Genomic DNA, 19,674 nt, shown 5'->3' with positions numbered 1-19,674 from the left:
TTTGGGAATGATTGGCCTTGCTGTCAATCACTCTGTGTAAATCGGACGATCCGGTATCCTCGCGGCATCGCTCGCCAAGTCGGCAGGCATCTACATTTCATGGAGAACACGCATGCGTAGCGGCAATCCCGCCCTTCGGGAATCCACCTTCCTCGACCTCGGTTCCGGCTCGGTAGTCACCCGCGATGGTCAGGCGATGACGCTCAACGGCACCGTCAACAAGACCGGCCTGCTGTTGCTGATGGCGGTGGTCACCGCCGCCTTCGCCTGGTCGCAGTCGATCGGGGCCGATGGCGCTCCGTTGCCTGCCGCGCGGCTGTACATGATCGCCGGCGCGATCGGCGGGCTGGTGTTCGCGCTGGCGACCAGCTTCAAGCCGACCTGGGCCCCGGTCACTGCGCCGCTGTACGCGCTGGTGGAAGGCTTCTTCCTGGGCTCGATCTCGGCAGTCTACGAGGCGCGTTTCAACGGCATCGTGTTCCAGGCGGTCCTGCTGACCTTCGGCACCATGTTCGCGCTGCTGTTTGCCTATCGCAGCGGCATGATCAAGGCCACCGAGAACTTCAAGCTGGGCGTGGTGGCAGCCACCGGCGGCATTGCGCTGGTGTATCTGGCGACCATCGTGCTGGGCCTGTTCGGCGTGCGCATCCCCTTCATCCACGACTCTGGCCTGATCGGCATTGGCTTCAGCCTGTTCGTGGTGGTGGTGGCTGCACTGAACCTGGTGCTGGACTTCGACTTCATCGAAAGCGGTGTCGAACAGGGCGCTCCCAAGCACATGGAGTGGTATGGCGCGTTCGGCCTGATGGTGACGCTGGTGTGGCTGTACATCGAGTTCCTGCGCTTGCTGTCGAAGCTGCAGTCGCGGAATTGAGCGGGGAATCGAGCGTCGGGACTGGAGATTCGTAAGAGCGATTCCACCCAATCCCTGGACTCAACGCAAAAAAAAGGGCGCCTGGGCGCCCTTTCTTTTTTGCTGTCGCCGTGTCGCTCAGAGGCGGCTGGCGATGGCCTTGGCGAAGCCCATGGTGTTGCCGGTGCCGCCCAGGTCGGGGGTCAGCGAATCCTTGGCTTCCAGGGTGGCCACGATCGCTTCGCGCAGGCGCTCGGCGTTCTGCGGCTGACCGATGTGGTCCAGCATCTGCGCGGCACCCAGCAGCAGCGCGCACGGGTTGGCCTTGCCCTGCCCTGCGATGTCCGGCGCCGAGCCGTGCACGGCCTCGAAGATCGCCGCGTCCACACCGATGTTGGCGCCCGGGGCCAGGCCCAGGCCGCCGACCAGACCGGCGCACAGGTCGGAGATGATGTCGCCGAACAGGTTGGTGGTCACAATGATGTCGAACTGCTCAGGACGCATCACCAGCTGCATGCAGGTGTTGTCGACGATCATTTCCTGGAATTCGATTTCCGGGTACTGCGTGGCCACATCGCGCGCCACCTTCAGGAACAGGCCCGAGGTCGACTTGATGATGTTGGCCTTGTGCACCGCGGTGACCTTCTTGCGGCCGGTAGCGCGCGCCAGGTCAAAGGCGTAGCGCACGATGCGCTCGGAGCCCTTGCGGGTGACGCGGGCGCCGGAGAACGCGGTCTCGCCGTCCTCGGACACGGTCTGGCCTTCGCTCAGGTAGGCGCCTTCGGTGTTCTCACGCACCGTGATTAGGTCCACGCCATCGGCGAAACGCGACTTGGTGTTGGGGAACGACTTGGCCGGACGCACGTTGGCGTACAGGTCGAACTTGCGACGCATGGCGACGTTTATCGAACTGAAGCCCTCGCCGACCGGGGTGGTCAGCGGGCTTTTCAGGGCCACCTTGTTCTTGGTGATCGAGGCCAGGGTGGACTCGGGCAGCAGATCGCCGTGCTTTTCCAGCGCGACCAGGCCAGCGTCGGCGTACTCGTAGGTCAGGCCAGCCTGCAGCGCGTCGAGCACGAACAGCGTGGCATCCATGATCTCCGGGCCAATACCGTCGCCGCGGATGACCGTGATTGTCTGCGTCATAACGTTGGGTTTCCGAACTTGAAGGGGGGAGCGCCAGCCGCAATACCCGGCAGAGCGGCGCAAGGAGGTTTCACAGGCAATTATGCCCGATGCCGGTGAAGGCGCCCAAACCGACCTTGGTCTAAGAGCCCCCAGCTGCACACGGCGACCATTCGGCGCAGCGAATGGCGGCAGAAACAGCCGCGCTTACCAGCGCATGCATGCACAACTTCAGTGCAGATGCCCTGAAAGCACCTGCCCCTAGCCAGCGGCCGGTGCCGAAATCGGACCGCGAAGGCCACGCCGCCGAGAACAGGCGGCACGCGCCCTCGCCCACCGTTACGAATCCCGACTCACCACTCCCCCACTCCCGTACCAATCACCCGTGCGCGTGCTGCTCCGGTGCCGGGGCGCCGCCTTCGAGCTGGTCCAGGAAGTCCACCGCGCGCCGCAGATGTGGGATGACGATGGAGCCGCCGACCACCAGGCCGACCGAGAAGGTTTCGAAGAATTCCTCGCGGGTCACGCCGGCCTCCTTGCACTGGGCGACGTGATAGCTGATGCAGTCGTCGCAGCGCAGCACCATCGAGGCGACCAGGCCGAGCAGTTCCTTGGTCTTCACATCCAGCGCGCCGGCCTGGTAGGTCTGGGTGTCCAGCGCGAAGAACCGGCGCACCACCTGGTTCGGCTCGGCCAGGATGCGCTGGTTCATGCGCTGGCGGAATTCGGTGAACTCGCGCAGCCGGTCGTCGCTGCCGCCGCCGGTCTCGCTCATGCCTGGCCGCCTGTGTTGCCGGCCAGCAAGGGCTCGAGCTTGCCGGCCCGGTGCATCGCCATCATGTCGTCGTAGCCGCCCACATGGACGTCACCGACAAAGATCTGCGGCACGCTGGTGCGCTTGGCCAGCGCGACCATCTTGTTGCGCTCGGCCGGGTCCAGGTCGATGCGCACCTCGGTCCAGGTCCGGCCCTTGCTCTTGAGGAAGTTCTTGGCCGCCACGCAGTACGGGCAGATCGCGGAGGAATACAGGGTGATCTGCGGGCCGCTGGCCGCATCCTGCACATTGGTATCTTGGCTCACGGGAAACTCCGTGGTTGGTCTGAGGTCTGACAATGGTACCGGGCGACTGGAATTTCCATGTCGTCACCGCAACACTGTGGATTAACCGATGATTCACGCCATCGCGCCGTGCTGCCCGCATGCTCCGCGCACCACCTGGGAGTTCCACTTGCGCCTGCTACCGCTCGCCACCGCCCTCACGCTGGCCGTTGCCATGGGGGTGGCACCCGCGCAGGAAAACCGCCTGCCCGACATCGGCTCGTCTGCCGGCGAGTTGCTGACCCCGGCGCGCCAGGCCGAGTACGGCAAGATGATGCTGGCCGAGTTGCGCAATTACGACTATGTGCTGGACGACCCGCTGATCACCGACTGGCTGCAGACCATGGGCACCCGGCTCGGCGCCAACAGCGACCAACCGCAGCAGCCGTTTACGTTTTTCATGCTGCGCGACCGCCAGATCAATGCCTTCGCCACGTTGGGCGGCTACATCGCGGTCAATGCCGGGCTGGTATTGACCGCCGAGCGCGAGGACGAGGTGGCCGCGGTGCTGTCGCACGAAATCGCCCACGTCACCCAGCAGCATGTGCTGCGCGGGGTGGAACGGGCGCAGCGCGACCAGATCCCGATCCTGCTCGGCATGCTGGCGGCGGTGGTCGCCGCGCAACAGGCCGGCGGCAATTCCAAGGGCGATGCCACCATGGCCGGCATCACCAGTGCGATGGGGCTGATGCAGCAGCGCCAGATCGACTACACCCGCTCCAACGAATCCGAGGCCGACCGGCTGGGCATCCGCACGCTGGTGCGCAGCGGCTACGACGTGGATGCAATGGCCGGCTTCTTCGAGCGCATGTCGGTGGCGATGCGTGCCAACGAGGGCGGCTACAGCGCGCCGGACTTTCTGCAGACCCACCCGGTCACGGTCACCCGCATCAGCGAGGCCAAGGCGCGCGCCGAGCAGATGAAGAAGAACACCGTGGTGCTGACCACCTCGGTGCCGGGCGGCACGCGCCAGGAACGGGTGGACCCGGCCGACCCGTCGCTGTCCGAACCGCTGAGCCGCAACGGCAACGCACTGCTGCCGTATGCGCTGCGGCTGCCGGTGGATGCGCTGAGCCGCAGCGGCGATCAGCAGAACTTCGACTGGGCCAAGGAACGCCTGCGCGTGCTCAGCGCCACCACGCCGGATGCGGCCATCCGCGAATACGAGACCCTGCGCCGCAGTGCCAAGCACGGCCTGACCGACGCGCAGCGCTACGGGCTGGCGCTGGCGCGCCTGCGCAACAGCGGCGGCCGGCCCGGCGAGCCGGTGGCCGAACTGACCAGCCTGCTGGAAGCGCACCCGGATAACCTGTGGCTGTCCTTGGGGCTGAGCGAGGCGCAGGCGCGGGTGGGCCAGCGCGAGGTGGCCAATGCGCGTTTCGACGCGCTGCTCAAGCAGCTGCCGAACAACCGCGCGGTGGCGCTGACCTATGCCGGCGCACTCAACGAGCAGGCCAGCAAGGAGTCCGGCCAGCGCGCGCGCCAGGTGCTGGAGCCGCTCCTGCATCGCAGCAGCGAAGATCCCCTGTTGCAGCAGACCTACGCACGCGCCTGCGAGCTGTCCGGCGACCATCTGCGCGCCAGCGAGGCCTATGCCGAAGCTGCGTACTTGAACGGACGCCCGGAACAGGCGCTGATCCAGTTGGAAGCGCTGAAGAAGAAAGATCTCGACTATGTGACACGGGCGCGGGTGGATGCACGCATCGCGGCGATCACGCCGACCGTGCTGGAGCTGCGCCGGCAAGGCATCCGCGACCCGGATCTGTCGACGCGCTAGCGCATGTGACGGTTGGCGCAGCGGTCATTCGGGCGTGTGTCGACGAGTTCAGCACCGCGCCTGCCAGTGGCACAGGCCGCTTTGACCACGGCGGCAGCCCTCAGGCATGTCACATTAGAGTCACAAAACCGTAGTCTACTGGCGATCAACCTAAAGCCAGACGGTAAGCCCCGCGTGCAAAAACGCATTCTGATCGTCGATGACGAACCCGCGATTCGCGACATGGTGGCGTTCGCGCTGCGCAAAGGCGAGTTCGAACCCATCCATGCCGGCGATGCCCGCGAGGCGCAGACCGCCATCGCCGACCGCGTGCCGGACCTGATCCTGCTGGACTGGATGCTGCCAGGCACCAGCGGGCTGGATCTGGCACGGCGCTGGCGCAAGGAACAGCTGACCCGCGAGATTCCGATCATCATGCTGACCGCACGCGGCGAAGAGAACGACCGCGTCGGTGGCCTGGAAGCCGGGGTCGACGATTACGTGGTCAAGCCGTTCTCGGCGCGCGAGTTGCTGGCGCGCATCCGCGCGGTGATGCGCCGCACCCGCGAGGACGACGAGGACGGCAGCGTGGCCGTGGGCCGCCTGCGCATCGACGGCGCCGCGCACCGGGTGTTCGCCGGCGATGCGCCGGTGCCGATCGGCCCGACCGAATACCGCCTGCTGCACTTTTTCATGACACATCCCGAGCGCGTGTATACCCGCACCCAGCTGCTGGATCATGTCTGGGGCGGCAGCGTGTATGTGGAAGAGCGCACCATCGACGTGCACATCCGCCGCCTGCGCAAGACGCTGGAACCGTTCGGCCTGGAAAACATGGTGCAGACCGTGCGTGGCTCGGGCTACCGTTTCTCTTCGGCAACCTAGTGGTTGCCGCACAGCCGGTCGGCCCTGCAGGCCGGCCGGCTCGCACGCCTACTGACGCTCCGTGGTAACGCCTTCCATGCCTCAACATATCCGTTCCGCCTGGCTCAAGACGCTCGGCACTCTCGCGCTGTTGCTGGGCGCTGCCGTGCTGGTCGGCGTGCTGATCGAGCATGTGTGGATGGCGTTGACGCTGACCGCGCTGGGGGTGCTGGCCTGGCATTACTGGCGGTTGCGCCAGGTGCTGCAGCGCCTGACCGCGCGCCAGCGTGCCGAGCCCGCCGCCGGGATCGGCGCCTGGAACGAGCTGGATCGCCTGCTCTATCGCAGCCAGGCCGAAATGCGCGCGCGCAAGCGCCGCCTGATCGAGATGCTGCGTACCTACCGCGCCGCCGCGCAGGCACTGCCGGATGCGGTGGTGGTGGTGGATCGCAACAGCCAGCGCGTGCAGTGGTTCAACCGGGCCGCGGGCGGACTGCTGGGGCTGCATCATCCGGGCGATATGGGCGTGTCGGTGGTGGAGCGGTTGCAGCCGTTGCCGCTGGCGCACTGGCTGGCCGCCGGCCGCAATGCCGAGCCCATGCTCGACGCCGCCTCGCCGGTGGATCCGGACCTGCGCCTGAATCTGCGTCTGATCCCCTACTCCGACGATTACTGGCTGCTGGTGGCGCGCGATGTCAGCAAGCTGCTGCGGCTGGAGCAGGTGCGCCGCGACTTCGTGGCCAACGTCTCGCACGAGTTGCGTACGCCATTGACGGTGGTGCACGGCTATCTGGACATGCTCGACCCGGAAGACTTTCCCGATTCGGGCCCGATGCTGGCCGAGATGCGCAAGCAGTCGCAGCGCATGGCGCAGCTGGTCGAAGACCTGCTGACGCTGTCGCGGCTGGAATCGCAGGAAGAACTCGGCGAGGAACACGTGGCGATGGCGCCGATGCTGTCGACGTTGCGGCGCGAGGCCGAAGCGCACAGCCAGGGCCGCCACACCGTGGAAGTGTTCGACGAGGCCGGCGTGGACCTGCTCGGCTCCAACAAGGAACTGCATAGCGCCTTCTCCAACCTGGTCACCAACGCGGTGCGCTACACGCCCGGCGGCGGCACGGTGACGATCCGCTTCGTGCGCGAGGGCGATGGCGCGGCCCTGGCAGTGCGCGACACCGGCTACGGCATCCCCGCCTCGCATCTGCCGCGCATCACCGAGCGCTTCTACCGCGTCTCCAGCAGCCGCTCGCGCGAGAGCGGCGGCACCGGGCTTGGGCTGTCGATCGTCAAGCACATCCTGGGACTGCACCAGGCGCGTCTGGAAATCGAAAGCGAAGTCGGACGCGGGAGCGAATTCTCATGCCATTTTGTCGCTGCGCGCGTCGTGCAGCGCGATCAGTCCCTGCCACTGTCACGTTCGGCGTGATATGTAAGAGGTGCGCGCCGCACCGCGGTGCGATGCACGCGCGCACGACGCGCTACATTGCCTGCGCTGCCCCAGGCGCGCTGCCACGCCGCACACCATCTCCGTCTTGATGACCGATTCCAATGGGCCACGCCAAAGAACTGCACGACGTCACACCTTCCGAGGACATCGCCACCGATCCGTTGCGCGATCCGGCGCTGTACATCAACCGGGAACTGTCGCAACTGGACTTCAATTTCCGGGTGCTGGCACAGGCGTTGGACGAGCAGGTGCCATTGCTGGAACGGCTGCGGTTCCTGTGCATTTCCTGCACCAACCTGGATGAATTCTTCGAGATCCGCGCCGCCACCGTGCGGCATGCGCAGGAGTTCGGCTTGCCGCCGGCGCCGGATGGCCTGAGCCCGACCGCCATCCTCAACGCAGTCCACGACCGCGCCGCCAAGCTGGTCGAACAGCAGTACCACGCATGGAATGAAGTGCTGCGCCCGGCGATGGAAGATGCCGGCGTGGCCGTGCTCAGCCGCACGGCCTGGACCTCGCGTCAGAAGCGCTGGCTGCGGGCGTACTTCCGCAACGAGATCATGCCGGTGCTGTCGCCGCTGGGGCTGGACCCAGCGCATCCGTTTCCGAAGATCCTCAACAAGACCTTGAACATCGTGGTGGTGCTGGAGGGCCAGGACGCATTCGGGCGCGCCGGTCATCTGGCCATCGTGCGTGCGCCGCGCTCGTTGCCGCGCATCATCCAGCTGCCGGCGAGCCTGTCGCCGGAGGGCGCGCAGAGCTTCGTATTCCTGTCCTCGGTGCTGTCCGAGTTCGTCGACGAGCTGTTCCCCGGCATGCAGGTCAAGGGCTCGTATCAGTTCCGTGTCACCCGCAACTCCGAGCTGGTGGTGGACGAGGAAGAAGTCGAGAACCTGGCGCTGGCCTTGCGTGACGAGCTGGTCACCCGTGGCTATCGCCCGGCGGTGCGCCTGGAGATCGCGCACGACTGCCCGGCGCCGATCATGCGCACCCTGCTGCAGAACTTCGGCCTGAACGAAAACGCGGTGTACCGCATCGTCGGGCCGGTCAACCTGAGCCGCGTCACCCAGGTCTACGATCTGGTGCAGCGCCCCGAACTGAAGTATCCGTTGTTCAATCCGCGCACCCTGCGCGACAACGACGGCATCTTCGAGATCGTCAGCAAGGGCGATGTGCTGCTGCATCACCCCTTCGATGCGTTCACTGCGGTGCTGGACGTGATCCGCCAGGCCGCGGTCGACCCGAACGTGCTGGCGATCAAGCAGACGCTGTACCGCACCGGCAAGGACTCGCTGATCGTCGATGCGCTGATCCTGGCCGCGCGCAACGGCAAGGACGTCACCGTGGTGGTGGAGCTGCGCGCGCGCTTCGACGAAGAGGCAAACCTGGGCCTGGCCGACAAGCTGCAGGAAGCCGGTGTGCAGGTGGTGTACGGCGTGGTCGGCTTCAAGACGCACGCCAAGATGCTGCTGATCGTGCGCCGCGAGGGACGCAAGCTCAAACGCTATGTGCATCTGGGCACCGGCAATTACCACAGCGGCACCGCACGCCTGTACACCGACATCAGCCTGATCACCGCGGATGTGGAAATCGGCAACGATGTGCACATGCTGTTCCAGCAATTGTCCGGGCTGGCCCCGCGCATGAAGCTGGAGCAGTTGCTGCAGTCGCCCTTCACCCTGCACGCCGGCGTGTTGAAGCGGATCGAGCGCGAAACGCGGCTGGCCCGCAATGGCCGCCCGGGCCGCATCATCGCCAAGATGAATGCCCTCAACGAGCCGCAGGTCGTGCGTGCGCTCTACACCGCCTCGCAAGCCGGCGTGCAGATCGACCTGATCGTGCGCGGCGCCTGCACGCTGCGCCCGGGCGTCCCCGGCGTGTCGGACAATATCCGCGTGCGCTCGATCGTGGGGCGTTTTCTGGAACATAGCCGCGTGTACTGGTTCGGCAACGATGGCGCGGCAGAGTTGTACTGCGCCAGCGCCGATTGGCTGGAGCGCAACCTGCTGCGGCGCGTAGAGACCTGCTTCCCGATCCTGGACCCGGATCTGGCCAAGCGCGTCTACCGCGAAGTGCTGCAGAACTACCTGGACGACAACGTCAACGCCTGGGAACTGGATGCTGACGGTGTCTATCACAAGCGCATACCCGGCCCTGGCGAGCCTGCCCATTCGGCGCAGATGACCTTGCTCGAGCGGATCTGAAACTGCGCGGGCTTGGCCCCTCACGGGGCCAACGGCCCATCGGCTACCATGCGCCCATGCCAATGCCCTCCCCCACGATCCCGCCCCTGCGCGATGGCGATTTCCTCGCCGCCATCGACTTAGGATCCAACAGCTTCCACATGGTCATTGCGCGCTACCTGATGGGTCAGCTGCGCGTGGTCGATCGCCTGCGCGAAACCGTGCGCATGGCCGACGGCCTGGATGGCAAGGGTGGCATCTCCAACGAAGCGCGCCAGCGTGCGCTCGAATGCCTGGCGCGCTTTGGCCAGCGCATCCGGGAAGTGCCGTCGCTGCGCGTACGTGCGCTGGCCACCAACACGGTGCGTCAGCTGCGCTCGCCGCAGGCGTTCCTGATGCCGGCCGAAACCGCGCTCGGGCATGCGATCGAAGTGGTCAGCGGACGCGAGGAAGCGCGCCTGATCTATCTCGGGGTTGCGCATGCGCAACCACCCAAGCCCGATCAACGCCGGCTGGTGATCGACATCGGCGGCGGCTCGACCGAGTTCATCATCGGCCGCGGGTTCCAGACCCTGGAACGCGAATCGCTGCAGGCCGGTTGCATCGCCAGCACGCGCCGCTTCTTTCCTGGCGGCAAGCTGTCGAAGAAGAAATGGAAGGATGCGCTGACCGAGATCGGCGCCGAGTTCCAGCAGTTCGCCAATCAGTACAAGGCGCTGGGCTGGCACGAGGCGATCGGCTCGTCCGGCACGCACAAGGCCATCGGCGAGATCTGTGCGGCGATGAAGCTCACCAAGGGCGCAATCACCGCCGAGGCGCTGCCGGCGCTGCGCGATGAATTGCTCAAGGCCAAGCGCATCGAAGACATCCAGTTGCCCGGCCTGGCCGCCGAACGCCGGCCGATCATCGCTGGCGGCATCCTGGTGCTGGAAGCGGCGTTCCAGGCCCTGGGGCTGGAGAAGCTGATGGTCAGCAAGGCGGCGATGCGCGAAGGCATCCTCTACGACATGCTCGGCCGCGGCGGCGAGAACGACCCGCGCGACAGCTCGGTGGCCTCGCTGGTGCAACGCTACGGCATCGACGAAGTGCAGGCGCAGCGCGTGGAAGCCACGGCCTGCCGCCTGTTCGACCAGGTCTGCGAATCCTGGCAGCTGGATGGCGACGACGCGCAGGTGTTGCGCCGCGCTGCGCGCCTGCACGAGCTGGGCCTGATCATCGCGCACAGCCAGTACCACGTGCACGGCAGCTACATTCTGGAGCACTCGGACATCGCCGGTTTCTCGCGCCAGGAGCAGCAGGTGCTGGCATCGCTGGTGCGCACGCACCGCCGCAACGTGCCCAAGACCGCGTTCGATGCGCTGCCGGACCGCCTGCTGCTGCCGACCCGGCGCAAGGCCGCGCTGCTGCGGCTGGCGGTACTGCTGCATCGCGCACACGAATCGGACCCGATTCCGACCCTGGAACTCACCGCCGATGACACCCGCCTGTCATTGATCCTGTCGCAAAGCTGGATCGACTCGCGCCCGCTGCTGCGCGCCGACCTGATCGGCGAAGTCGAAAGCATGGCCGGGCTGGGGATCGCGTTCAAACCGTTTGTGACCTGAGGCCTGTGGCCTCAGGCGGGATTTGGGATTTGGGATTCGGGATTCGTTGACCGCGGCACGTGATGTATTGCGTACTCGCCCAGATGCGCGAAGATCGCTTTTGCGAATCTCCAATCCCGAATTCCTAATCCCGTCGCACTTGTCACCGCCGCGACTTATACGCGCAACATCCATGCCATCGCCCTCCCGGAAGCTAGCGAAAACCGGAGAACGGGTATGCGCTACGCGATCGTTACCGAAACCTATCCCCCCGAAGTCAACGGTGTTGCACTGACCGTGCACGGGCTGGAAACCGGCCTGCGCGCACGCGGACACCAGGTGGACGTGGTGCGTCCACGACAGAGCGGCGATACCGATGCGGCCACCGCCCTGCTGGTGCGCGGCGCGTCGCTGCCGCGCTACCCGGGACTGAAATTCGGATTGCCGGCAACCCAACGCCTCGTTCGTCATTGGCAAATCACGCAACCGGATGCGGTCTATGTGGCCACGGAAGGCCCCCTGGGCTGGTCGGCAATGCGTGCGTCACGCCGGCTCGGCATTCCGGTCGCCACCGGCTTCCATACCCGCTTTGACGAGTACCTGCCCGACTACGGTGCCGCCTGGCTGCAGGGCACTGCGCTGCGCTGGATGCGCCGCTTCCACAATCAGGCCGAGGCGACCCTGGTACCCACGCGCGAGCTGCAGCAGTTCCTGCGCGACGGCGGCTTCCAGCGCGTGCAGTTGCTGGCACGCGCGGTAGACAGCCAGCAGTTCGATCCGGCCCGCCGCGATCCGGCCTTGCGTGCCGAATGGGGCATCGAGGGCGAAGGCTTCGCCGCGATCTATGTCGGACGCATCGCCAACGAAAAGAATCTGCCATTGGCGATTCGCGCGTTCCGCAAGCTGCAGCAGATCCGCCCGAAGGCGCGCTTCGTCTGGGTGGGCGATGGCCCGGCACGCGAAAGGATCGCGCACGAAAATCCGGACTTCATCTTCTGCGGCATCCAGCGCGGCGAGGCGCTGGCGCGCCACTTCGCCAGCGGCGATCTGTTCCTGTTCCCCAGCCGCAGCGAGACCTTCGGCAATGTGACCCTGGAGGCGATGGCCAGTGGTGTGGCCACCGTGGCCTTCGACTACGGCGCCGCACGCGAGTATCTGCGCAGCGGCCACAGTGGTGCGGCAGTGGAGAACGAGGAGGCGTTCATCCAGGCGGCCGTCGCACTCACCGACGACGATGCGATGCGCCAGCGCCTGGGTGCGGCGGCCGCACAGGCGATGAAGAAACTGCATCCGGACAACGTGGTCTCCGACTTCGAGGCCTTGCTGATGGGCATCACTGCGGCACGGGGGCGTTATGTCGGCAACGCGGCTTGAACTTCTGCGCGGTCACGAAGCGCGCTGGTGCCGGCGCGCCAACCACTGGTGCCGGCGCCACCCGGTGCGGCGCGCATTCGCCACCATCAGCAGGCTCGGCGATGGGGTGTTCTGGTACAGCCTGATGGGCTTGCTGGTGCTGCTCGACGGCATGGACGGCGTGCGTGCATCTGCGCACATGGCCGCCACCGGCGTGCTCGCGCTGACCTTGTACAAATCACTCAAGCGCTGGACGCGTCGGCCACGCCCGTACGCGGCCGACGTGCGCATCCGCGCCTGGGTGGCGCCGCTGGACGAGTTCAGTTTTCCGTCCGGCCACACCTTGCATGCGGTGTCCTTCAGCATCGTGGCACTGGCGTACTACCCGTGGCTGGCGCCCCTGCTGGTGCCGTTCTCGGCCGGCGTGGCGCTGTCGCGCGTGGTGCTGGGCCTGCACTATCCCAGCGACGTACTCGCTGCCACCGCGATCGGCGTGCTGCTGGCCAGCCTGTCGCTGTGGGGATTGCCGGTGTTGCTCGGCTGAGGATTGAGCTCTGTCATCGCAGCATCTGCCCGACCAGGCCGGTGATCCTCTCGTTGTCGCAGCCGGCCATTCACCCGGCACTCGCTCCGCGATGCAACGTTCCACCGATTCCCGATTCCCGATTCCCGTCCCGCGCTCCCGCCGTACAATGGCGCAATGACGACCCTGTTCATTTCCGACCTGCATCTGGATCCGGCCCGGCCGGCGATCACCGAGCTGTTTCTGGACTTCCTGCGCACGCAGGTGCCCGGTAGCGACGCGCTCTACATCCTCGGCGATCTGTTCGAAGCCTGGATCGGCGATGACACGCCATCGACCGCTGCCGATGCGGTGGCTGTGGCGCTGCATGCGGTGGCCGATAGCGGCGTGCCGGTGTTCTTCATGCCGGGCAACCGCGACTTCCTGGTTGGCGAGGCGTACGCACAACGTGCGGGCTTCCGCATCCTGCCCGACCCCACCGTGGTCGATTTGTACGGACACCCGACCTTGCTGATGCATGGCGATCTGCTGTGCACCGACGACACGGCATACCAGGCGTTCCGTGCGCAGACGCGCGATCCGGTCTTTCAGGCGCAGTTCCTGGCGCAGCCGCTGGCCGCGCGGGTGGCCTTCGCGCAGCAGGCGCGCGCTGCCAGCCAGGCGCGTCATGCAGAACTCAAGCAGGGCGACCAATCGCGCTTCGAGACCGTCACCGATGTCACCCCGGCCGAAGTGGAGGCCACCTTCGTGCGGTATGGCCTGGACCGCCTGATCCATGGTCACACCCATCGCCCTGCAATCCACACCCTGCAGGCCGGCGGCCAGACCTGCACACGCATCGTGCTGGGTGACTGGTACGAACAAGGCTCGGTGTTGCATGTGGATGCCGACGGCGTGTCGCTGGAGCAGCTGACGCTTTGACATGGCTGACAGCAGGTGACGAGCGGCCAGCTCGACGCAGGCCGCTCGCCCGGCACCCGTTTGCAAGCGACAGACCGCGATGGGCACGGGCCGCGCCATCTGCAGGTGAGCGCCGTGGTTTCGAGATCAGGCCTGCGCACGCTCGGCGTGCTGCTCACCCGTGCTGGAATGCAGATAGATGCGTCGACGCGTTGTCGGCACGCCTGATCGCGCCAGCCTGCTGATACGTAACCGCACGGTCCATGCAGTCTCCAGACGCATCACTGCAGGCTGCGCGCATGCTCGGCGTAGTCGACAAAGTCGGCATTGACTATGTCGTACCAGAGCACCGTGCCATCGGCCTGCACGCGGAAACGATCGCGCACCGGGTTGGTCTGCGGATCGCCGGGGCACTCGTTGCCATGCCGCTCGCGCACTGCAAAGTCGAACGCATCCGCTGCGGGCTCAGCGTCGTCTTCGTCGACGATGCTGATGCAGTTGTCTGGATAGAAATGGTCGTTCTGCAGGCGGGTTTCCAGCACATCCAGCGCGCGGGCGCGGGCATCGTTGCCGGTCGTGGCTGCCGGCGCGGACACCGCCGGTTTGGGTGGCGCAGGGGCCGGGTCGGCAGGTTGCTGTTTGCAGCCGGCAACTGCCAGCGCGACCAGGCACAGCGCCGCATAACGCAGGGACTTGGACATGGGTGTTCCGCTCCGCAGGACACGCCGGCAGCTGCCGGCAGTGCCTCTAGTCTGCGCGATCGCTGCGCCTGCGTGTAGCGGCAAAGGCCCGGCACCTGCGTGCCGGGCCCGACGACGGAAGGATCGGCTTGGTCCTCAGCGGAAGCCGGCGATGGTGGCCTTGGTGTTGACCAGCACGCGCTGGTTGTCGGCGGTGCTGGCGTTGCCCATGGGGACGCCGTTGTAGCTGATGTTGGGGTTGGACCAGTAGTTCAGGCGCGGGCAGCTGCTGCTGCAGTCGTAGGCCATGATGGTGCGCCAGCTGTTGCCGTAGCGATAACCGTGCCCGTACGCATATGGCGAGGTGCTCGGGTCGTTGGTGGCGTCGTGACGGGCGCTCTGCAGATGGCCGATTTCATGCGCGAAGCTGTAATAGCCGGTGGCGCAATCCCAGTACACCGAGGCAAACGCGGTCGCTGCGGTTGAGCCGATGCCCGATGCCAGGCCGCAGTAACTGCTGTTGTTCAATACGATCACGCCCACATCGGCGGTGTAGGTGTTGCGGCTGGTGTGGATGCTGTCCATGTAACCGTCGTTGGTCACGCGGAAGCGCTGCAGGTCGGTAGTGAAATTGCCGGTTTCGCTGTAGCTGGTGGTCTCGTAACGCGCCAGCTGCAAGGTGATGCCGACATTGCTGTTGATGTAGCCCTGGTTGGCCTCGGCCACTGCCAGTTGCACCAGCGACTGCATGTTGCCGCCGTAGGCGGTCACCGCCTGATTGGTGGCCACCACCAGCACGCGGATGGTCGCCGGGCTGCCCGACGATGCGGCGGCCGCGGTAACGCGCCCGTCGCTGGGCATGTCGATCTTCGGCAGCAGGCTGTATTCGGCCGGGTGTTCCTGCGGCAGGCGGCTTTCTTCCACCTGCACCAGCACATGACGGCCATCGGCGAGCGGGCGCAGCCGATACAGCTTGCCGGCGTAACGGATGGTGCCGGTGACGGTATCGCCGCTGCGCACCAGGATGGCCGAGTTGAGCGGATCCACACCCGACAGCGTACGGGCACGGGTACCGGCGCGCGGGCCGAGATTGCCGTACCACACGCTATCGCCGCCTTCCAACGCATCGACCTTGGCCTGGGTGGCGGTGATGGTCTGGCCGTCCAGCTGCAGCTCCAGCAGCTTTTCCGAGGCGGTGACGGCACCGGCGTCGAGCTGGACCACCTGCGCGTTGGCGGTGGACGGTGCGCTGAGCAGGCGCTGCAACGAGGGTTCGGCAGTGGCGGTGGCGCTTGCGCTGCGGCTCAACGCAGGGCCGGATTGATACAGCGGCTTGCCGGCAGCAGCGGCCGAACCGGCCAGACACATGGCGATCAGACCCACCGTGGTGCACATCGACTTCGACTTCATCGTCTCTCTCTCCTTAGACATGGAAGTAACGGATGTGAAACACCGGGCCCCTGCCCCCGGGACGCCATTAAGGCGCGCCGGGCCGTGCCGATTGCAAGTTGTTACAAAAGAAAATTACAGTTTTGTGATGTCTGCCGTTGAATGGATGCGATTCCGGCAGCTGCGCGGCAGGACCCAGCGCACAGTCCGGCGATCGAAGGCGCGTTACCGCGCAGGTGGCCTGTCGCGTTTGGCGGTAGCCGGCGCGGGGCACGACGTCATGACGAAGGGATGCGGTACGCATCGCCCCAGTGCGCAGTACCGCAGCACGCCACCGCCACCGAGCGTTCGTTCTGCCGCGCAATGCGCTCGGTACTTCATGAGCAAGGCTGCGCACATCAACCAGCGTGGCGTCGGTGCGAGCCAATTTGATATCTGCTCCGCAAGCGGCGATCAACAGATCGCGCACTGCAGCCCGCCCGCGCATTCACCACCGGCGGCTCAGCCGGCCTGCTCCACCAGATCGGCCAGTTCGTCCTCATCGAAGCCGGCAAGCAGCCGCGCCTGCAGATTGAACGGCCCATGCAGGTAACCACCGGCGTACTTGTGCAGCAGCGCCTTAAAGCGCGCGCGCGGCTCGATGCCGGCCTGCGCGCAATACCAGCGGTACCAGCGCGAGCCGGCCGCCACATGCGCCACCTCTTCGCGCAGGATGGTGTCCAGCACATCGGCAGTGGCGGTATCGCCGAGCGAGCGCAGCTTGACGATCATCGCCGGTGTCACATCCAGCCCGCGCGCTTCCAGCACGCGCGGCACCAGCGCCATGCGTGCCAGGCCGTCATGTGCGGTTTTCTCGCACATTTCCCACAGGCCGTTGTGCGCGGCGAAGTCGCCGTAGTCGTGGTCGTGCGCCTGCAATCGCGCGCGCAGCAGCATGAAGTGGCGCGATTCGTCGTCAGCCACGCCAACCCAGTCGGCATAGAACGCCGCCGGCAACCCACGGAAGCGATACACCGCATCCCAGGCCAGGTCGATGGCGTTGAGCTCGATATGCGCGATGGCGTGGATAAAGGCGGCGCGGCCTTCCGGGTTGCCTAGCCCACGCCGCGGCACCTCGCGCGGATGCACCAGCACCGGCCTTGCAGGTCGGCCAGGCATGCGGATCGGCTCCGGGGGCGCCGCCTGCGGCGGTGGCAGCGGCAACGTGCCGGCACGGAACGCGGCCGCATGTCGCTGCGTCAACGCAACCTTCTGCAGCGGATCGGCCGCTTGCAGGCAGGCGTGTGCGGCTTGCAGAAGATCCATCGTGTCCATCACTCCGTCGTTGCGGTAGCCGCCAGATCGACAACTGGCGCTTCGATCTGCAGCGGCGATCGAGACCCCCACGCAGCCGTCGCAGGTGCGGTCTGCGAACAACCAGCAGCTGGCACCACTATCGAACCAGCGCGGCGCACCGACTTGTCGATCGGCGGCAATCAAATCGCGCGATCACCACGCAGGTACTCCTGCGTGGCACAGCGGCTCTAGGCCACGTCTGGGTAGCGCCGAGCTGCAGCGCTACCGCACAGCCTCACGCGCGGCGACGCTTCTTGGCATCGTCCGAGCGCAATTGCTGGATGCGTTCGAAATAGCCTGGCTCGATGCCGGTGATGTACTCGCCGTTGAAGCACGAGGAATCGAACTGCTGGATGTCCGGGTTGCCTTCGCGCACGGCCACCTCCAGGTCTTCCAGATCCTGGTAGATCAGCCAGTCGCAGCCCAGGAATTCCTGGATTTCCAGCTCGCTGCGGCCATGCGCGATGAGTTCTTCGGCCGCCGGCATGTCGATGCCGTAGATATTGGGGTAACGCACCGGCGGCGCGGCCGAGGCCAGATACACCTTGCGCGCACCGGCATCGCGCGCCATCTGCACGATCTGCCGGCTGGTAGTACCGCGCACGATCGAATCGTCGACCAGCAGCACCACGCGGTTGCGGAACTCCAGGTGGATCGGATTGAGCTTGCGCCGCACCGATTTCTGCCGCTCGCCCTGCCCCGGCATGATGAAGGTCCGGCCCACGTAGCGATTCTTGACGAAGCCCTCGCGGTACTTCACCCCGAGCACGTTGGACATCTCCAGCGCCACATCGCGCGAGGTGTCCGGGATCGGGATGATGGTGTCGATATCATGGTCCGGGCGCAGCCGCAGGATCTTCTCGCCCAGCTTCAGGCCCATGCGCATGCGCGCCTTGTGCACCGAGATGTTGTCGATCATCGAATCGGGACGCGCGAAGTACACGTACTCGAAGATGCACGGCGCGTTGACGGTCGGCGCAGCGCAGACTTCCGAAAACAGCTCGCCGCGCGCGGTGATCACCATCGCCTCGCCGGGGCGCACGTCGCGCACGCGCTGGTAGCCGAGGATGTCCAGCGCGGCCGATTCGGAGGAGACGATGTATTCGGTGCCTTCGGCATGCTCGCGCTTGCCCAGCACCAGCGGACGGATGCCGTGCGGGTCGCGGAAGGCGACCAGGCCCAGGCCCAGCACCACGCTGACCACCGCATAGCCGCCCTTGCAACGGCGGTGTACGCCGGCCACCGCGCGGATCGCCGCCTCGGGCGTGAGCATGCGCTGCGCGTCCAGCTCGTAGGCGAACACGTTCAGCAGCACTTCGCTGTCCGAATCGGTGTTGATGTTGCGGCGGTCGGCTTCGAACACCTGCTGGCGCAAGGCCTCGGTGTTGATCAGGTTGCCGTTGTGCGCCAGCGCGATGCCGTAGGGCGAGTTGACGTAGAACGGCTGCGCCTCGTCCATGCCTTCCGAGCCTGCGGTCGGGTAGCGGCAATGCGCGATGCCGACCCGGCCTTCCAGCACCGCCATCTTCTTTTCGTCGAAGACGTCGCGTACCAGCCCGTTGGCCTTTTGCACACGCAGGCGCGTGCCGTCTGCGGTGGCGATGCCTGCGGCGTCCTGCCCACGATGCTGCAGGACGGTCAGGCCGTCATAGAGCTGCCCGGCGACGTTCTGGTTGCCGACAATACCGACGATGCCACACATGGTGCGCGTTCTCCGCTACGGCTTGCGCCGTTACTGTGAAGGGGGCCGTGCCTGGCCTTGGGACTCGACCCGAGCCGGGTCGCTTTCTCCGCCGCGAACCTGCGCCGGATCGATATTGGCCGGCATCGCCTGCGCCGGATCGCGTCCGTCGCTGGCGGCTTTACCGGGTTGCCCGAGCGCACGCGTGATGGTGTCGCTCAGACCGGACCCGGACAGCGCCTTGCCCAGATCCGTATTATCGCCTGCCGAGGGCAACTTCCCCAACTCCGTTGGCAAGTTGCCGAGTTCCATTGATGGCATGTCCATCGACGGCATCCGCCAGGCCGGCAGTTGCGCCCGCATCCAGCTCGCGCCCGGCGACAGCATCGGCATCAGCATCGACTGGCGCCAGGACGGCTCGCGCGGCAGCGGCGTGAAGCTCATCAGTAGCACCAGCACGCTGGCGAGGAAACCGCCGCGCACCAGACCCAGGCCGAACCCGAGCATGCGGTCCATCCCGCCCAGGCGCACCGCATCCACGCCGGCGCGGATCACCATGCCGATCACCGCCACGGTGATCAGCACGCCGACGAACACCATCGCGTAGCCGCCGAACGATTCGGTGGCCGACGGATGCTTGCCGTCGGCGATCCAGCGCGCGGCCGGCCCGCCGAACTGGAACGTCGCCCAGCCGGCCAGCAACCACGACAGCGTGCCGACCACGATCGCGACAAATCCGCGCAGCAGGCCCAACAGGGCCGACACCAGGATGATGACGCCCAGCACCATGTCGATCATTGCCCACTTCTCCGCGCGGCGCGTGCGCCGCTGGTCCAACCTGGCTCGGTGTTCATTGCGCTCCCCTCCATGGGTGTGAGGCGATCAGGAAATCCGCTCGCCGCTG

The 19,674-nt window shown here is 66.2% G+C and carries 17 protein-coding genes; 9 read left to right on the top strand and 8 right to left on the bottom strand.

Going from position 1 to position 19,674, the window contains the following annotated elements; genetic code table 11:
• Positions 1 to 112: 112 nt before the first annotated feature.
• Positions 113 to 874, top strand: a complete 762-nt coding sequence (locus tag AC1PLA_RS05555) for a Bax inhibitor-1/YccA family protein (protein ID WP_039523860.1) — start codon at positions 113 to 115, stop codon at positions 872 to 874.
• Between the two features lie 117 nt (positions 875 to 991).
• Here AC1PLA_RS05555 and AC1PLA_RS05550 read toward each other — a convergent pair whose 3' ends face one another.
• From AC1PLA_RS05550 to grxC, 3 genes are all read right to left on the bottom strand, one after another.
• Positions 992 to 1,999, bottom strand: coding sequence for an isocitrate dehydrogenase (locus AC1PLA_RS05550; RefSeq protein WP_005998180.1), 1,008 nt, complete (start codon positions 1,997 to 1,999; stop codon positions 992 to 994).
• Positions 2,000 to 2,357: 358 nt separating this feature from the next.
• The gene (locus tag AC1PLA_RS05545; RefSeq protein ID WP_039523858.1) at positions 2,358 to 2,753 is read right to left on the bottom strand and encodes a carboxymuconolactone decarboxylase family protein; all 396 of its coding nucleotides are present in this window, start codon (positions 2,751 to 2,753) and stop codon (positions 2,358 to 2,360) included.
• Positions 2,750 to 3,058, bottom strand: a complete 309-nt coding sequence (gene grxC, locus AC1PLA_RS05540; protein WP_016902239.1) for a glutaredoxin 3 — start codon at positions 3,056 to 3,058, stop codon at positions 2,750 to 2,752. Before grxC ends, AC1PLA_RS05545 begins: the two co-directional genes overlap by 4 nt.
• Positions 3,059 to 3,206: 148 nt before the next feature.
• Here grxC and AC1PLA_RS05535 point away from each other — a divergent pair, with 148 nt between their 5' ends.
• The 8 genes from AC1PLA_RS05535 (at position 3,207) to lpxH (ending at position 13,706) form a co-directional block, all read left to right on the top strand.
• Positions 3,207 to 4,853, top strand: coding sequence for a M48 family metalloprotease (locus AC1PLA_RS05535; protein WP_166764178.1), 1,647 nt, complete (start codon positions 3,207 to 3,209; stop codon positions 4,851 to 4,853).
• Positions 4,854 to 5,027: 174 nt separating this feature from the next.
• Positions 5,028 to 5,717 (top strand): phosphate regulon transcriptional regulator PhoB, encoded by a 690-nt coding sequence (gene phoB / locus AC1PLA_RS05530; protein ID WP_002806631.1) that lies wholly within the window; start codon positions 5,028 to 5,030, stop codon positions 5,715 to 5,717.
• Positions 5,718 to 5,793: 76 nt separating this feature from the next.
• Complete coding sequence (gene phoR / locus AC1PLA_RS05525) at positions 5,794 to 7,122, top strand: phosphate regulon sensor histidine kinase PhoR (protein WP_039523856.1); 1,329 nt, start codon at positions 5,794 to 5,796, stop codon at positions 7,120 to 7,122.
• Positions 7,123 to 7,244: 122 nt separating this feature from the next.
• Positions 7,245 to 9,347: a polyphosphate kinase 1 gene (gene ppk1 / locus AC1PLA_RS05520; protein WP_104590471.1), complete on the top strand. Its 2,103-nt coding sequence runs from the start codon at positions 7,245 to 7,247 to the stop codon at positions 9,345 to 9,347.
• A gap of 62 nt (positions 9,348 to 9,409) precedes the next feature.
• On the top strand, positions 9,410 to 10,930 hold the full coding sequence (gene ppx / locus AC1PLA_RS05515; RefSeq protein WP_026064255.1) for an exopolyphosphatase: 1,521 nt from the start codon (positions 9,410 to 9,412) through the stop codon (positions 10,928 to 10,930).
• Positions 10,931 to 11,146: 216 nt separating this feature from the next.
• Positions 11,147 to 12,283 carry a glycosyltransferase family 4 protein gene (locus AC1PLA_RS05510; RefSeq protein ID WP_481105731.1) on the top strand — a complete coding sequence of 379 codons (1,137 nt, stop codon included), beginning with the start codon at positions 11,147 to 11,149 and terminating at the stop codon, positions 12,281 to 12,283.
• Positions 12,264 to 12,806 carry a phosphatase PAP2 family protein gene (locus tag AC1PLA_RS05505; protein ID WP_024938413.1) on the top strand — a complete coding sequence of 181 codons (543 nt, stop codon included), beginning with the start codon at positions 12,264 to 12,266 and terminating at the stop codon, positions 12,804 to 12,806. The genes AC1PLA_RS05510 and AC1PLA_RS05505 overlap by 20 nt, the downstream gene beginning before the upstream one ends.
• Positions 12,807 to 12,962: 156 nt before the next feature.
• Entirely contained in the window at positions 12,963 to 13,706 is a 744-nt protein-coding gene (gene lpxH, locus AC1PLA_RS05500) for a UDP-2,3-diacylglucosamine diphosphatase (RefSeq protein WP_039530457.1), read from the top strand.
• Between the two features lie 260 nt (positions 13,707 to 13,966).
• On the opposite strand, the gene AC1PLA_RS05495 is transcribed toward lpxH, so the two are convergent.
• From AC1PLA_RS05495 to AC1PLA_RS05475, 5 genes are all read right to left on the bottom strand, one after another.
• On the bottom strand, positions 13,967 to 14,386 hold the full coding sequence (locus AC1PLA_RS05495) for a hypothetical protein (protein WP_065047629.1): 420 nt from the start codon (positions 14,384 to 14,386) through the stop codon (positions 13,967 to 13,969).
• A gap of 135 nt (positions 14,387 to 14,521) precedes the next feature.
• Positions 14,522 to 15,775, bottom strand: coding sequence for a zinc-dependent metalloprotease (locus AC1PLA_RS05490; protein WP_039523844.1), 1,254 nt, complete (start codon positions 15,773 to 15,775; stop codon positions 14,522 to 14,524).
• A gap of 480 nt (positions 15,776 to 16,255) precedes the next feature.
• Complete coding sequence (locus tag AC1PLA_RS05485) at positions 16,256 to 17,059, bottom strand: ferritin-like domain-containing protein (RefSeq protein WP_481105730.1); 804 nt, start codon at positions 17,057 to 17,059, stop codon at positions 16,256 to 16,258.
• 265 nt (positions 17,060 to 17,324) lie between these two features.
• Positions 17,325 to 18,791, bottom strand: coding sequence for an amidophosphoribosyltransferase (gene purF, locus AC1PLA_RS05480; protein WP_016902228.1), 1,467 nt, complete (start codon positions 18,789 to 18,791; stop codon positions 17,325 to 17,327).
• Positions 18,792 to 18,821: 30 nt separating this feature from the next.
• Positions 18,822 to 19,568: a CvpA family protein gene (locus AC1PLA_RS05475; protein ID WP_016902227.1), complete on the bottom strand. Its 747-nt coding sequence runs from the start codon at positions 19,566 to 19,568 to the stop codon at positions 18,822 to 18,824.
• Positions 19,569 to 19,674: the final 106 nt, after the last annotated feature.

Source organism: Xanthomonas sp. NCPPB 1826 (assembly GCF_056725285.1).
This window is presented reverse-complemented; position numbering and strand designations above follow the sequence as displayed.

What these genes read in the sequence shown, in the direction of transcription:
- AC1PLA_RS05555 (WP_039523860.1), top strand. Translation starts at nt 113, where the DNA reads ATGCGTAGCGGCAATCCCGCCCTTCGGGAATCCACCTTCCTCGACCTC.
- AC1PLA_RS05550 (WP_005998180.1), bottom strand. Translation starts at nt 1,999, where the DNA reads ATGACGCAGACAATCACGGTCATCCGCGGCGACGGTATTGGCCCGGAG.
- AC1PLA_RS05545 (WP_039523858.1), bottom strand. Translation starts at nt 2,753, where the DNA reads ATGAGCGAGACCGGCGGCGGCAGCGACGACCGGCTGCGCGAGTTCACC.
- phoR (WP_039523856.1), top strand. Translation starts at nt 5,794, where the DNA reads ATGCCTCAACATATCCGTTCCGCCTGGCTCAAGACGCTCGGCACTCTC.
- ppk1 (WP_104590471.1), top strand. Translation starts at nt 7,245, where the DNA reads ATGGGCCACGCCAAAGAACTGCACGACGTCACACCTTCCGAGGACATC.
- ppx (WP_026064255.1), top strand. Translation starts at nt 9,410, where the DNA reads ATGCCCTCCCCCACGATCCCGCCCCTGCGCGATGGCGATTTCCTCGCC.
- AC1PLA_RS05510 (WP_481105731.1), top strand. Translation starts at nt 11,147, where the DNA reads ATGCGCTACGCGATCGTTACCGAAACCTATCCCCCCGAAGTCAACGGT.
- AC1PLA_RS05505 (WP_024938413.1), top strand. Translation starts at nt 12,264, where the DNA reads ATGTCGGCAACGCGGCTTGAACTTCTGCGCGGTCACGAAGCGCGCTGG.
- lpxH (WP_039530457.1), top strand. Translation starts at nt 12,963, where the DNA reads ATGACGACCCTGTTCATTTCCGACCTGCATCTGGATCCGGCCCGGCCG.
- AC1PLA_RS05495 (WP_065047629.1), bottom strand. Translation starts at nt 14,386, where the DNA reads ATGTCCAAGTCCCTGCGTTATGCGGCGCTGTGCCTGGTCGCGCTGGCA.
- AC1PLA_RS05490 (WP_039523844.1), bottom strand. Translation starts at nt 15,775, where the DNA reads ATGAAGTCGAAGTCGATGTGCACCACGGTGGGTCTGATCGCCATGTGT.
- AC1PLA_RS05485 (WP_481105730.1), bottom strand. Translation starts at nt 17,059, where the DNA reads ATGGATCTTCTGCAAGCCGCACACGCCTGCCTGCAAGCGGCCGATCCG.
- purF (WP_016902228.1), bottom strand. Translation starts at nt 18,791, where the DNA reads ATGTGTGGCATCGTCGGTATTGTCGGCAACCAGAACGTCGCCGGGCAG.
- AC1PLA_RS05475 (WP_016902227.1), bottom strand. Translation starts at nt 19,568, where the DNA reads ATGATCGACATGGTGCTGGGCGTCATCATCCTGGTGTCGGCCCTGTTG.